The sequence below is a fragment of the Rahnella bruchi genome, assembly GCF_003614975.1.
GTDB lineage: Bacteria > Pseudomonadota > Gammaproteobacteria > Enterobacterales > Enterobacteriaceae > Rahnella > Rahnella bruchi.
On record NZ_QZWI01000001.1, the window covers coordinates 1,034,990 to 1,048,582 of the forward strand.

The 13,593-nt window shown below is 41.4% G+C and carries 11 protein-coding genes and 1 tRNA gene; 2 read left to right on the top strand and 10 right to left on the bottom strand.

Features of this window, described 5'->3' with window-relative positions; all coding sequences use genetic code 11:
• Positions 1–421: 421 nt before the first annotated feature.
• Positions 422–497, top strand: a tRNA-Phe gene (locus tag D5398_RS04945).
• Between the two features lie 93 nt (positions 498–590).
• Positions 591–929: a DUF1294 domain-containing protein gene (locus D5398_RS04950; protein ID WP_120506691.1), complete on the top strand. Its 339-nt coding sequence runs from the start codon at positions 591–593 to the stop codon at positions 927–929.
• 78 nt (positions 930–1,007) lie between these two features.
• Here D5398_RS04950 and D5398_RS04955 read toward each other — a convergent pair whose 3' ends face one another.
• The 10 genes from D5398_RS04955 to D5398_RS05000 all read right to left on the bottom strand — a co-directional run bounded on the left by D5398_RS04955 (position 1,008) and on the right by D5398_RS05000 (position 13,574).
• Positions 1,008–2,078, bottom strand: coding sequence for a GDP-mannose 4,6-dehydratase (locus D5398_RS04955; RefSeq protein WP_120506568.1), 1,071 nt, complete (start codon positions 2,076–2,078; stop codon positions 1,008–1,010).
• Positions 2,079–2,208: 130 nt separating this feature from the next.
• Positions 2,209–3,363, bottom strand: coding sequence for a glycosyltransferase family 4 protein (locus tag D5398_RS04960; protein WP_120506569.1), 1,155 nt, complete (start codon positions 3,361–3,363; stop codon positions 2,209–2,211).
• 86 nt (positions 3,364–3,449) lie between these two features.
• Positions 3,450–4,829: a phosphomannomutase CpsG gene (gene cpsG, locus D5398_RS04965; protein ID WP_120506570.1), complete on the bottom strand. Its 1,380-nt coding sequence runs from the start codon at positions 4,827–4,829 to the stop codon at positions 3,450–3,452.
• Positions 4,830–4,843: 14 nt separating this feature from the next.
• Positions 4,844–6,265, bottom strand: a complete 1,422-nt coding sequence (locus tag D5398_RS04970; RefSeq protein WP_120506571.1) for a mannose-1-phosphate guanylyltransferase/mannose-6-phosphate isomerase — start codon at positions 6,263–6,265, stop codon at positions 4,844–4,846.
• Between the two features lie 75 nt (positions 6,266–6,340).
• Positions 6,341–7,321, bottom strand: coding sequence for an acyltransferase family protein (locus tag D5398_RS04975; protein WP_120506572.1), 981 nt, complete (start codon positions 7,319–7,321; stop codon positions 6,341–6,343).
• Between the two features lie 49 nt (positions 7,322–7,370).
• Positions 7,371–8,672: a glycosyl hydrolase family 28-related protein gene (locus D5398_RS04980; RefSeq protein WP_120506573.1), complete on the bottom strand. Its 1,302-nt coding sequence runs from the start codon at positions 8,670–8,672 to the stop codon at positions 7,371–7,373.
• Positions 8,673–8,680: 8 nt separating this feature from the next.
• Positions 8,681–9,862, bottom strand: a complete 1,182-nt coding sequence (locus D5398_RS04985) for an O-antigen ligase family protein (protein WP_120506574.1) — start codon at positions 9,860–9,862, stop codon at positions 8,681–8,683.
• Between the two features lie 15 nt (positions 9,863–9,877).
• Positions 9,878–10,978, bottom strand: coding sequence for a glycosyltransferase family 4 protein (locus D5398_RS04990; RefSeq protein WP_120506575.1), 1,101 nt, complete (start codon positions 10,976–10,978; stop codon positions 9,878–9,880).
• On the bottom strand, positions 10,975–12,114 hold the full coding sequence (locus D5398_RS04995; RefSeq protein ID WP_120506576.1) for a glycosyltransferase family 4 protein: 1,140 nt from the start codon (positions 12,112–12,114) through the stop codon (positions 10,975–10,977). Before D5398_RS04995 ends, D5398_RS04990 begins: the two co-directional genes overlap by 4 nt.
• The gene (locus tag D5398_RS05000) at positions 12,114–13,574 is read right to left on the bottom strand and encodes a lipopolysaccharide biosynthesis protein (protein ID WP_120506577.1); all 1,461 of its coding nucleotides are present in this window, start codon (positions 13,572–13,574) and stop codon (positions 12,114–12,116) included. The genes D5398_RS04995 and D5398_RS05000 overlap by 1 nt, the downstream gene beginning before the upstream one ends.
• Between the last annotated feature and the right edge of the window lie 19 nt (positions 13,575–13,593).

Here is a 13,593-nt window from a genome sequence, read left to right on the forward strand (position 1 = left end):
AAACGGTAGCCTTACCGCATGAAAGAAACTGCAAAAGGAGAAAAGCTGAAATCGTGGTGTTTACAGCACCCGGAGATCATCATCAGATTTTTTCTGCACTTATAAAAAGCGCGATGTGATAAACCAGCCATGCCGCAACCCTCTTGAGCTGTCGCGTGAAAACGGGAACAGAGTTGTTTAATAAATCGGCGCAATAATGGCATCTTTTAGACCCCTGTTCAACCCTGTAAATCGCGCAAATTTCTTACAAATTACGACACTGCCTGGCAGGGAATTCTTCCTGTAAATTTCCGGCAAACCGCAGATTCCGGCAGTTAAATCGACAAATCGTCGTAAAAAGCATCATTCAGGTGACGAACACCTCCGTTGTTACAAAAAGCCGTTGACGACACATGCCCAATACGGTTTAATGCGCCCCGTTGCCCGGATAGCTCAGTCGGTAGAGCAAGGGATTGAAAATCCCTGTGTCCTTGGTTCGATTCCGAGTCCGGGCACCATATTTAAAGAAACCAGCTTAACGGCTGGTTTTTTGCTTTCTGGCATTTATGCCCTCTCTGGTTACACGGGATCTGCCTTCAATTTCCGGTGATATCTCAATGAATTCTGCGTGTTACGTCCTGCTGGTTTTACTGGCCTGTACCAGCCTCATTTCGCCATATCCTGTCTGGATCGGTTTGCACCTGCTCAACCTGCTGACACTGCTGATATATGGCGCCGATAAGCTTGCAGCCCGCAGAAGCTGGCAGAGAATACCGGAAAACACGCTGCTGCTGTTCGGGCTACTGGGTGGTTGGATCGGAGCCCTGGTCGGTCAGCAATTTTTCAGGCATAAAACGCAGAAACAACCTTTCCGCACCTGGTTTATGTTAAGCATCGCTGCCAATATTGCTGCTGTTTTGCTGGGCGTCTGGCTGATGTACGGGCGGTAAATAGCAGGCAAAAAAAAGCCGGAGAATGTCAGCGCATTCTCCGGCTTTTTCGTACTTTGTCATAAAAGGCAGCTGCCGTTATCCGTACAGTTTCAGGCGCGCTGCCTCTTTGGCCGTGGCCAGATCAGCCAGCACCATCTCAATCACCAAATCCTGCAACGAGGTTTCGGGTGCCCAGCCTAACTGACGCCGCGCTTTTGACGGATTAGCGGAAACCTTGCTGACTTCTGCCGGGCGAATATAACGGGGGTCGACGGTGACAATCACGTCCCCGACTTTCAGTGCCGCCGCTACCGGGCTGATAATCGCCGCGATCACACCTTTCTCCTCGATGCCTTTACCGACAAAGCGAAGCTTGATCCCGAGCTCAAGGGCAGCAAATGTGACGAACTGACGCACTGTAAATTGCACACCGGTTGCAATGACAAAATCTTCAGGTTTGTCCTGCTGTAACATCAGCCACTGCATTTTGACGTAATCCCTGGCGTGGCCCCAGTCGCGTAATGCATTCAAATTGCCCAGATAGAGGCATTTCTCCAGTCCCTGCGTGATATTTGCCAAACCCCGCGTGATTTTACGCGTCACAAAACTTTCGCTGCGCCGCGGCGATTCATGGTTAAACAGAATGCCATTGCAGGCGTACATACCAAAAGTTTCCCGGTAATTCACCACCGTCCAGAAGTCGCTGATTTGCGCAACCGCATCCGCAGAAGGCACACTAAATGTGACCATTTCGTTAACCGACATTCCATCAACCAGCCCGCACAATGTGGAAGACGACGCCTGGTAATAACGGGTTTTGTGCTCCAGTCCCTGCGAACGGATAGCTTCAAGCATTCTCAGGACGCTGATCCCGACGCTGGCTAACGTGGAGTGAGTTGTGGTCCCGCTGGGAATACCCAGATTATAAATCTCATCAGGACGAATTAACGCCAGCAATCTGCCCGGATTTGAGATTTCGCTCTGGTTATAATGATGAATACGAAAATCAGGATTATTAACATATAAATTATCACTGAAATATTCGGCATTCAGAAACGGACCCTGTTGAATAATGCCGTGGACGGTGTAACCTTTTTTAAGCAAAAGCTCTGCCAGATAGGAGCCGTCTTGCCCGGAGATATTGGTAATAAGAGCGACCTTAGACATAGTAAACCCCTGGATTACAATTTAAAAAAAGCATCGGGAAAAATGCACGATTATAATTGCAAGGTTAGCTTAAGTAAGATGAATCGCAGAATAGTGAGTCAATGACAAAAAATGAGAAACAATAATAATATTAATAAACGACGCGCTTGCTTTCATTAAAGTCATGCCATTTAGTTTTGATATACTCATCCAGTTCATTATGAAAACGTTGTGCAGAAAACTTTAACGCGTTTTCGCGACAGTCCAGCGGAAGAATAGACTCCTGTATCGTATCAAAGTGATGTACGGCTTTAATGAGTGATTCCACCGTCTGTTCAGCGAAAAATACACCGGTCGCATTCAGTTCCCCGTAAGGTCTGATAGTTTCAAGAACACCTCCTTTGCCAAAGGCAATCACCGGTGTTCCGCTGGCCTGCGCTTCGACTGGCGTAATCCCAAAATCCTCTTCCGCAGCAAAAACAAACGCTTTCGCACGTCGCATATAATCTTGCATTACATCGTCAGGCTGATAACCCAGTATTTCAATATTACTGCCAGCTTTGGCTTTAATCTTGCTCATTTCAGAGCCATCACCAATGACTACCAGCTTTTTATCTGGCATCTGACTGAATGCCTCAACAATAAGGTCAATACGTTTGTAAGGCACCATGCGCGAAGCCGTAAAATAGAAATCTTCTTTATTCTCCTGCAATGTAAAACGCTCTACGTCAACGGGTGGATAAATAACATCCGCGTCGCGGCCATACACTTTCTTAATCCGGCGGGCGATAAAGTGAGAATTGGCGATAAAGTGATCCACGCCATTGGCGGTCCGGTAATCCCATATCCTGATTTTATGCAAAAACCAGCGGGCCAGCTTGCCTTTGAAACCTTTGTTCAGGCCTGATTCGCGCAAATACTGGTGCTGGAAATCCCAGGCATAACGGATCGGAGAATGCACATAACTGATGTGCAACTGGTCGGGACCGGTCAGCACTCCTTTTGCCACCGCATGGCTGCTGGAAAGCACAATGTCATGCCCGGTCACATCAAGCTGTTCTATGGCCAGCGGCATTAACGGCAGATATTGCTGGTATTTATTTTTTGCAAAAGGTAACCGCTGAATAAAAGATGTCGTCGCTTCTTTACCGTAAAACTTTTTACGGGATTCATCAGAGAGAAAATCGACAACAGAATAGATATCTGCTTGTGGGTACAATTTAATAAATTCGGCAATAACTTTTTCGGACCCTGCAAATGTCACCAGCCAGTCAGCGACAATCCCCACACTCACATCATGTGACATATTTTTAACCTTAGAAATTGATAAGTGAGCAATGCGAATCCAGAGCGAGTTACTATCACTCACTTAATTAATATATTTAAATATCATTACATACTACGAAGAATGGAGAGAATTTTTCTGGTTTGTTCCTGCATTAGTTTTGTATTAGCGCGGGATTCTACATTTAACCTAACCACAGGTTCAGTATTAGAACTGCGGAGATTGAAACGCCATTCATCGAATTCAAGACTGATCCCGTCAGTGTGATCCACTTTAACCGCTTCAGTCTCATACTTGGCTAATACACGGGCAATAGATTCATTCGGGTGTTGCAGATAACTGTTAATTTCGCCAGAAGCAGGATAAGCCGTGATCCGGTCATTGATCAATTGCTGTAGCGATTTTCCTTTAACATGCAATAATTCAGCGACCAGCAACCAGGGGATCATTCCGCTGTCACAATAATAGAAATCGCGGAAATAATGATGGGCGCTCATCTCACCACCATAGACCGCATCTTCCTGACGCATACGTTCTTTAATAAAAGCATGACCGGTTTTTGACATTACCGGTACACCACCGGCTTCGGTGACAATATCAATGGTATTCCAGCTCAGGCGCGGGTCGTGGATAATACGTGAGCTGGGATATTTATCGAGAAAGGTGTCAGCAAGCAAACCCACGATGTAATAACCTTCGATAAAATTACCGGTATCATCAAAGAGAAAACACCTGTCGAAATCACCGTCAAATGCGATGCCCATGTCCGCTTTATGTTTAATAATAGCGTCAGTGGTGTCCTGCCGGCACTCCGGCAATAACGGGTTAGGGATACCGTTCGGAAAGGTGCCATCGGGCTGATGGTGCACCTTAATAAACTCAACCGGCGCGCCTGCCTGAATAAAACGCTGCTCAATGGCATCGATAACATGTCCGGCAGCACCGTTACCAGAGTTGATGACCAGTTTCAGTGGCCCGGTAAAATTATCCAGATTGACGTAACTAAGGAGCTTGTCCACATAAGCTTCAAGCACTGAGGCTTTTTCGTAGGTCCCCCTGGAGGCGCTGTCCCCTGGCCCAAAAGCATTTGCTTCAGCCAAGGCCTGGATATCACGCAGGCCGGTATCACCGCTTATCGGTTTTGATTCTTCGCGGACCAGCTTCATACCATTATAATTCATCGGATTATGGCTGGCCGTGACTTCTATACCGCCATCCAACGCCAGGTAGGAAGTCGCAAAATAGATCTCTTCCGTTCCCGTAACCCCAATATCGACAACATCAGTACCAGCGTCCTGCAACCCTCTGGCCAGGGCAAGCTTCAATGATTCACTGGTTATACGGACATCCCCGCCTAATACCATCTTTTTAGGCTTTAAATATTCGCCATAAGCGCGACCAATTCTGTAAGCGATGTCTTCGTTTAATTCGACGCCTAATTCACCGCGAATATCATAAGCTTTAAAGCAGGTTAATTTACCTGACATATTTCACCCCAAAATTAACAACGACCATAGTGATCTTTTATACGAATAATATCGTCATCTTCCAGATAAGAGCCTGACTGGATTTCCAGAAGCTCCAGCGGAATTTTTCCCGGATTTTCCAGACGATGTTGAGCACCAACAGGAATAAACGTGGATTCATTTTCAGTGAGCAGATAATCCTTATCCTCAAGAATAACTCTGGCTGTACCTGAAAGAATTACCCAGTGTTCAGTCCGGTGATGATGCATTTGTAATGAGAACTGCCCTCCGGGTTTTACGGTTATTCTGTTCACATGATAACGAGGCTCGGTCACGATATTATCGTTACGTCCCCACGGGCGATAAGATTCGCGATGTAAACGATACTCCCGGCGCTTATTACTTTTTAAATACTCGACGACTTTTTTAACGTCCTGCACCTGGTTTTTATCAATCACTAATACGGCGTCTTTCGTATTAACAATCACCAGATTATCCACACCAATCGCAGCAACTAATTTCTCATCAGTGTTGATATAGCAATTCGTCGCATTATGAGTAAATACATCGCCATTAACGGCATTCCCCTCGCCGTTTTTGTCATTCACTTCCCAAAGCGCCGACCAGGAACCCACATCATTCCAGCCCGCGTCTAACGGAACCACAATCGCATCAGTGGTTTTTTCCATAACAGCGTAATCTACAGATTCATCCGGACAGGAAATAAATGATTCTTTATCAACACGAATGAAATCCTGCTGCTCATCCGACTGCGCGGTTTCAATGGCTTTGAGGCAAGATTCAAGAATGTCAGGTCTGAATTTCGCCATCTCCTCCAGAAAACGTTTAGCACGGAACAAAAACATGCCGCTGTTCCAGTAATACTCGCCGCTTTCCAGATATTGCAATGCAGTAGGAAGAGTGGGTTTCTCAACAAACCGCTGCACCCGAAAAACAGGTTCGGCATCACTACTGAATTCAGTCCCCCGTTGTATATAACCGTATCCGGTTTCAGGGCCAGTCGGCACGATACCGAAAGTCACCAGTTTCCCCTGCTCAGCAAACGAAATTGCATTCTGTACGGCCCGATGAAAAGCCGCAGGAGACTCGATCACATGGTCAGCGGCAAGGACGAGTAAAAGCGGGTCATGGCCGTCGTCGATAGCACTGAGCGCAGCCAGGGTGATCGCAGGCGCCGTATTGCGCCCGACCGGCTCGAGAATAATATTGTCCGAAAGCTGATTTATTTGCCGTAATTGTTCCGCGACAAGAAAACGATGCTCTTCATTACAAATAACCAGCGGCGCAGAAACGTCCAGTCCATTTAAACGGGTGACCGTTTCCTGAAGCATTGAATTATCGCCATGCAGACGAAGAAATTGTTTAGGATAAAGCTCGCGAGACATTGGCCACAAACGACTACCGGTACCACCGGCCATAATAACTGGAAGGATCATGATTACCCTCACCTGAATGGAAAGTATTAATTTGATTAATAGTAGGACTACGATATTTTGTGTTCTTACAATTACTCAGAACAGAAAATACAACCTCTTCCTTAATGAAAATAAAAATAGAGATAATAATAGAGTTAAGACTACTGTAAGCACATAAATTTCATTGCTGGGAAGATTCTCAGCGGTAGTCAGTAAAAAAATGACATAAGGGTGAATAAAATACATGGCACTGCAAATCAGTGCTAAATTTTTAGTGTTAAACCCTTTAAAATATATTGCAGAATTTTTCATTAACAGAACAAATAAGACTGGAGCAACAAGCAGCAATGACAAAATAAAATCAATATGATATGAATCACCTTTGAAAATGTAAAAATAGACTACAGCCAACTCACTCGTTAATAAAGTAATTCCCAAAATTAACGCGATCTTTACTTTATCAGCATTGATTTTTTGGATGACATTATGCCTTGCAAGGTACGATCCTATGTACATCATGGGAAAACCGAAGAATAACCCGTTTCTGAAAATCCAATACTGGGAAAACACTTTATAATATAAGCTATCAGGCTGGAGAAAAACTCTCATATATTGCAATAAGGTACCTGCTAAAAAAAGACCGACGCATATAATCATAATGCGACTTCGGTTTTTTAAGAAATACAACCCAACACCACCTGTTGCCATAGCTGCAATGTACCAAAGGTGATGGTAACCAAATATCAGCTCTGAAAAAAACACTGCCAGATGATTTGAATTTATTTCATTCACGGGGAAATATAAAGGGAGATAAATCATTTGCCAGGACATGAATAATAAAACAACTCTCTTCAGCCATTTCTTAAACTTAAATGAATCAGTGATTTGTTTTTGAAAGTAGAAACCATTTATTATGAAAAAAATTGGAACAGCGATTCTGAAAAAACCATCAACAGTATAGAAACTTAACAAAGGATTTTCAGAGAAAACACCGACATGAATCGCGATCACCATTAAAATCAATACCAGCCTGAAAACATCTGCCAATTGATTTCTTTGATTATTGTTTGTGGTCATGATTAATTACCAACATCATTGCCATCGTAATAGATAATTATTTTAAAAACTATCTTAACTGCGATGTGATGAATTTATGGACAGAGAGAAAACGCTGCGAAAGATTCTTTGATGCTGTGACACTTTCTGGCGGGGAGTAAATATAATTATTTGTCGCATTGCTATTTTTCAATAAAATGTTGTGCGTGCTGTTAACACTAGAAACGTACCTGATAACATTAAACTTAGAATAAACAGCTAACACAACTTCACAATTAACCCCTTTAATATTACTAAAGTAATTAGGTTTTACTGGATTGAGAGTTTTCGCATCGTTATAAAATACCGAGACTGCTGTTCTGGCATTGCCTATAAGAATATTTTCCACCAGGCAACCAGAAGAATTATTTATAAGAACCCCTTCAGATGTAACTGTTTTTCCTAAGTCCGGTATTTTAATGTTTTTAATGATACAGTCTTCACATAAGTTAGTTGCAATTCCACTTCCGTTTAGACTACCAGCGGTCATAGGACTATGCTGTTGTGCATTTTCAATGACGCAGCTGGTGGAGTTCGCTATAAACCCAATGGAATAGTAAGTTCTTTTAAGATCAGGACTGATAACATGCAGGTTTCGGGCAGAGCAGTTATGATTCGACGGAGTTTCTGGCGGTACATCAGAACCCATTCCGATCAACTGAGTCCAGCCCCGTCCCCAAACATTATAAGCGTGGCAGTTTCTTGCGTTAACAAAATTTATTCCGTAACCACCCCAGTTATTTATATTTTCCCGAGTGAACTTCGCCTCAATATATAAGTCATGGATGATAGAATTCTCAGCCTGTAAGAACCTTGGGTTATCCCGAAGATATTGCCGTTGTTCAGGGTTTTTAAAATCAGGATTGATGGTGGACACATTCTGTTTATTCAAATATCGTTTCCTGGCGTATTCTCTGTTAGCCTCCTGACTGGAACCAATAACAAAACCACCCCGACCTTTTACAAATAAAGGATCCTCAAATATGATTCTTGTGTTTTCTCCTTGACCAAAGACTTCTGTGTTATCTGACAAATAAACAGGAAATAGCAGTCTGTAATACTTATCAGGATCTGGTAAATGGACTCTGGCTCCACCGAACTTAGCCGCGACATCACATGCCTGCTGAAAGGCAAAAGAATCATCATTTAGACCATCGCCTTTAGCACCGAAGTCTAATACGCTCAGTTCAGGAATTTTGGCTGCCAACGAAGTGATACCATAAGCACTATTCAGAATGAGATACGATCCTGCAAATCCAGCAGAAGTATACTTTAAAAAAGAACGCCTCTGCTCATTTATACATTCTTCAAAAAATTGATCCTGATTGCGCATTACTCACCTTAATCTTGAATATCTTTCTTTTTATAGATACTCATAGTAAATAAAAACAAAGGAACACTAACCCAAAACGTCGATATATCGATAAATATACCAGAGATAATATAAGCCATAATCAGAGGAAACTTACCCCTATTATTCTTATAAACAAATGCACAAAGTGATAAAAGAAACAAAAGGTACAATAAGAGGCCAACAACACCGGTCTCCACCGAAAGCGAAAGAAACATATTATCTGGAATAAGCCCGTACTTCTCTGTCGATAAGCGATAACCTACCCCAAGTAAAGGATTGTCCCCAACGAGTCCAAGCAGCAATGTCCAGGTTGTGAATCTTCCTGAACTGATATCCTGCTGATTAGCACCTGACAACCGCCCCCAGAATGAGGAAAAATACTCGTTATTCATTCCAAAAATCAATAATGAAATAATAAAAACAGCGATTGATATCAATGTCAGGGGTTTTATTTTTCGCTCCAGACCAAGCGTAAAAATAAAATATACTAAAACAGCAACCAGCAGACTTCTGGACATAGAAAGATAAATATTGATAAGAAAGCAAAACAAAACCATGGTAAACAGAAGCGTGTTCCTGCCTGCTCTTTTTAGTTCAATAAATGCTGTAAGCCCCAGAAGAAGGATAAGATTACTGTAAGCGCTGGAATCTTTCGCCACTCCTCCGGCTCTAAACACGTACCCCATCCCAGGGTATTTATACATCTGAGTGGCTGTCAATGCCTGACTTTGCAAAAAAAAACCAATCGATGTTTCAAGAGTGACCAGAACGAAGAGAGCGATAAAGAAGAATGCAATCCCCTTCTGTTGCCGCTCATTTACTCCACGGCTAAAAGCCAGTATCAGGACACCAGGGATATACATCTCCAGCATTCTGAAATATCTCAAATAGGCCGGGATGTGGTCTGTAGAACCAGGGTAATACAGATAACTGTAGGTAATCCCGGATAACACCCAAATTGACCACAATGAAATAAATAATATAATATAGAAAGCATGCTTGTTTTTTTTCCTTTTTTTCAATAAGAAAAAAAACAATGAAAGAATTGAAAATGGAAAAGCAATTTCGAGGCCGGATATATTCCCACGTCCAAAAGGTATTAATGTAATTATTGCCATAGCAAGACATGAAAATTGAATTGCGATACTATCCTTATTGACAGATTGCATTAAACACCTTCATTCTTATTTCAATATGTCCGTGTATAAACTCAATTCAGCAAGGTAAGTACGTTCCGGGGAGAATCTCTTGACGATGAAATCTTTAGCGTTGGTCTTTATCTGTGAATGATCTGCTTTGACCAGTTTAAGCTTTTCCGCAAGTTGTTCGACGTTGCCCAGCTCATACAAATATCCTGTGATATTATTTTCGACCAGTTCGGTATTGCCGCCAGAATCGGAAGCTAACACAGGGATTTCATAGAGCTGGGTTTCGAAAATCACTCTCCCTAATGGCTCTCTGTCTGATGGGACACAGACCAGATTTACATCATGCAACTGCTGGCGGACATCAGAAACAAACCCGGTAAATTCCACCTGTTCGTGAAGGTTATGTTCATGGGTGAATTTTTGTATTTGCTTATAATATTCTTTATCTTTTTCAGTGCTTCTTGGTTCCCCAATAAACCTTAACTTAACTGAAGTGTCATTCATCAGATAAAGGGCCTGCAAGACTTCCATTTGATTCTTAACTTCTGTTATTGCTCCAATTACAGAGATAACATACTGCTCATTATCCTGAACAAACTCAACGTTAGCTCTATTAAGAAATTTTAAATCTAGTGGGTTATAGATAACTCTTATTTTATTGAGTGAATCTGACACTCGTTTAAATGTACTTTTAACATATTCAGAGTTTGCCAGTATTACCGTTGAAAGCCGGTATATGACGTTATCCACGAAACCGTGATTCGATAACTCAATACCGCATCGTGCACGAAAAACTGTTTTACATCCTCTGAGTCGGAATGAAGGCATTGCAAACAGCCCATCATAAAAAGTATTACAATGTACGATAGCGTAGTATTTACTTCTCCCTAAGGTTCGTAACATCAGATTGATACCCCCTAAAATTCGAGAGTTAAATGGCTTGCTATCAATATAATGAATGTGGCTTTCGCTAATCCCTGAATTTAATAATTCCGTTTTGTATTTACTGTTGTTCTTGTCGATCAGGATATTAAAATCAATTTTATCATTAATTTTCTCTAACAGTGCAATCAGGCTTCTTTGTCCACCGGCGACATCGTGGCAGGTATCAACGTACAGAACCTTTTCTTTTTTCATTGTGTTTCTCCCTGTTTTATATCATTCAAAGTGAGATCTGCAAGCTTGGACCAAGTGAATTTTTTCACATCAGAAATACAATTATTACTTAATTCACTAAGTAACTCTCTATCCTTGTATAGCCTCATGATTGCCTGAGATATTTTCTGGATATCTTCTTTTACTACGAGGCCGTTACGGTTATTTAATACAACCTCACTGATTGCGCCCACATCTGTTGCAATAGAAGGTATACCGTAGATTGCGGCCTCCAAAAATACCAGTCCGAAACCTTCAATTTTTTTATTACTATGCTTTGCAGCAAGCACAAAAACTTTATTTTGCTGATAGATTTTCTTAAGTTCTTCGTCACCAACGCCAGACCGAATCATAAGTCTGACGTCATTACGTTCAGCCAGTGTTCTCAAATTCTCTATAAACTCATCACTACCATTACCTACGATAGTATAGAGAATTTTTATTCTGATATCTGGAGGGAGTAAACCTAATGATTTAATGACATAGTCATAACCTTTTCTGTCGTCTAATCTTCCAACAGTGAGTATATTGAACTGTTCTGAATTAGCATTATTCAGATATGTTTCATTGCTTAACTTCAATTCCTGAGAAACCCCAAGATGAGTAACAACCACTGGGATCTCTTTTGGGACATGATGGTTTTCCAGCAAAATACGTTTCGTATAATGACTGTTAGTAAAAATAGTTCTCACACCAGTAAATAAATTTAATACCCTTGCAAACACAGAAGCCTTACCATTCTTAAGATTAAGAACCTCACTTCCATGTAGCATAAGATTAAATCTTATTTTTCTCCGCAGAGTAAATCTATTAACGAATTGTATGGAAACCCAAAATGGCCAGTCTGCAACTAAAATATATTCATATTCATCAAAATTTATAGACATCACTTTTTTTATTAATTTTGGCAGATGCCAATATTTAAACTGTCCGCCGGAAAAAAGATTTAATGTCACTTTTTTACTGATGTCACTATCCCTGAGCTTATCATCATATTCAGGGGCAATCAGGGTTACCTGATTATCATACTTAATAACATTTATGAGCTCTTCGCAATACCGACCAATGCCACCTTTGAAGGGATAAAATTCATTGGTGAGAATTAATACCTTCCGCATTACGCACCACCTCTCTGTCTGATTTTATTCATCTTCCCTTTGGCATAATTCAGAACTTCCCAAAGAGCATTAACTTTGAGCATAGCGCAACACAGCATGTAAACCACGGCACCCAAAACAACCTTCAAAATAATGTCAATGAATCCGCCATCGACACTGAAGAAGTAAGTTGATAAAAACATCAGTAGTGTCGAAATGAATATTAATGACATATCTTTTAGCTGCTTTATCGCACCATACCCAAACAATTTTCCTGGATAGTAAGCGTTAATAAAAAAATAAAAGATAGAAATAACAAAGTTACTTATAACCATGTACTTTAGTCCAAATGGAGCGGAAATAAACAGACCGATTATCGTCAAAGGGAGTTTTATCAGGTCAATCTTCAGATACAGATCAGATCGACCCACTGCATTTAGAAGATTTGCATTTATAGCACCAAGAGGAATAATCATGCGCGACAGAGCCAGCCACTGGATAATGAAAACGGAAGGTAGCCACTTATCAGTAAGGAATAATCTGACAAAGGGCTCCGCAATCACCACGAGTCCAACCATACAAGGAAGAACGATGAAGGCGGTCATATCTAGGCTCTTTTTATATATTTTCAGCAACCGTTCCCTGTCATCCTGAGCAGCAGCCATTACTGGAAACAAAACACCTTGTAAAACGTTGAACAGGTTTACAGACAGTAAGTCAGGCAGATTCCGGCCTTGCGAATAAAACCCGACTTCCTTGCTCGTAAAGAGGCGACCGATTAGGATTGAATATGAGTTATCCGATAATACGCCGGTGAGCCCTGCTAAAAATACCTTGGATCCAAAATTGAACAGCTCTTTGGTTCTGGTAAAAGAGAACTCCAGTTTAGGGTGCCATCTGGAAACAATAAACATCAGAACAGTTACGATAGCAGAATAGCTTATTGCCTGGTAAACAAGTGCAAATACACCATAATTCATATACGCCAGATAAATAGCAAATATGCCACTAATCAGTACCGCCCAGAAATTAACTAATGTTTTTAGCCTGAAATTCAATTCTATACTTAATTTTGCTATCTGAACCACACTAAGAGATTTAATGACAATACTGATTGATATTAACCTGATTACTTCGATGAGTCTGTTGTCGTTATAAAAATCTGAGATTTGTGGGGCTAAGACATACAAAATTCCATATATCATTAAACCCAACACGAAGTTTATGTAGAAAACAGTTGAGTAATCTAAGTCTGAGCGGTCTTTCTTTTGAATTAATGCCTGTGAAAAACCTCCGTTAATTATCACATCAGAAAGGACCAGGAAAACAGCCACCATACCTACCAGACCGTATTCGGAAGGGGTAATCATCCTTGCTATCATAATACGGATAGCGAATTGTCCGCCCTGTACCATAAACCTTTCTATGGCATTCCAGATTAGTCCTGAAATAGTGCGCTCTTTTAATGATTTAGTTGTCATATTCGTCTTTTAAATCCGA

Bases quoted from the DNA above. Each gene is read 5' to 3' on its own strand.
- D5398_RS04955 (WP_120506568.1), bottom strand. From the start codon at position 2,078: ATGTCTAAGGTCGCTCTTATTACCAATATCTCCGGGCAAGACGGCTCC.
- D5398_RS04960 (WP_120506569.1), bottom strand. From the start codon at position 3,363: ATGTCACATGATGTGAGTGTGGGGATTGTCGCTGACTGGCTGGTGACA.
- cpsG (WP_120506570.1), bottom strand. From the start codon at position 4,829: ATGTCAGGTAAATTAACCTGCTTTAAAGCTTATGATATTCGCGGTGAA.
- D5398_RS04970 (WP_120506571.1), bottom strand. From the start codon at position 6,265: ATGATCCTTCCAGTTATTATGGCCGGTGGTACCGGTAGTCGTTTGTGG.
- D5398_RS04975 (WP_120506572.1), bottom strand. From the start codon at position 7,321: ATGACCACAAACAATAATCAAAGAAATCAATTGGCAGATGTTTTCAGG.
- D5398_RS04980 (WP_120506573.1), bottom strand. From the start codon at position 8,672: ATGCGCAATCAGGATCAATTTTTTGAAGAATGTATAAATGAGCAGAGG.
- D5398_RS04985 (WP_120506574.1), bottom strand. From the start codon at position 9,862: ATGCAATCTGTCAATAAGGATAGTATCGCAATTCAATTTTCATGTCTT.
- D5398_RS04990 (WP_120506575.1), bottom strand. From the start codon at position 10,978: ATGAAAAAAGAAAAGGTTCTGTACGTTGATACCTGCCACGATGTCGCC.
- D5398_RS04995 (WP_120506576.1), bottom strand. From the start codon at position 12,114: ATGCGGAAGGTATTAATTCTCACCAATGAATTTTATCCCTTCAAAGGT.
- D5398_RS05000 (WP_120506577.1), bottom strand. From the start codon at position 13,574: ATGACAACTAAATCATTAAAAGAGCGCACTATTTCAGGACTAATCTGG.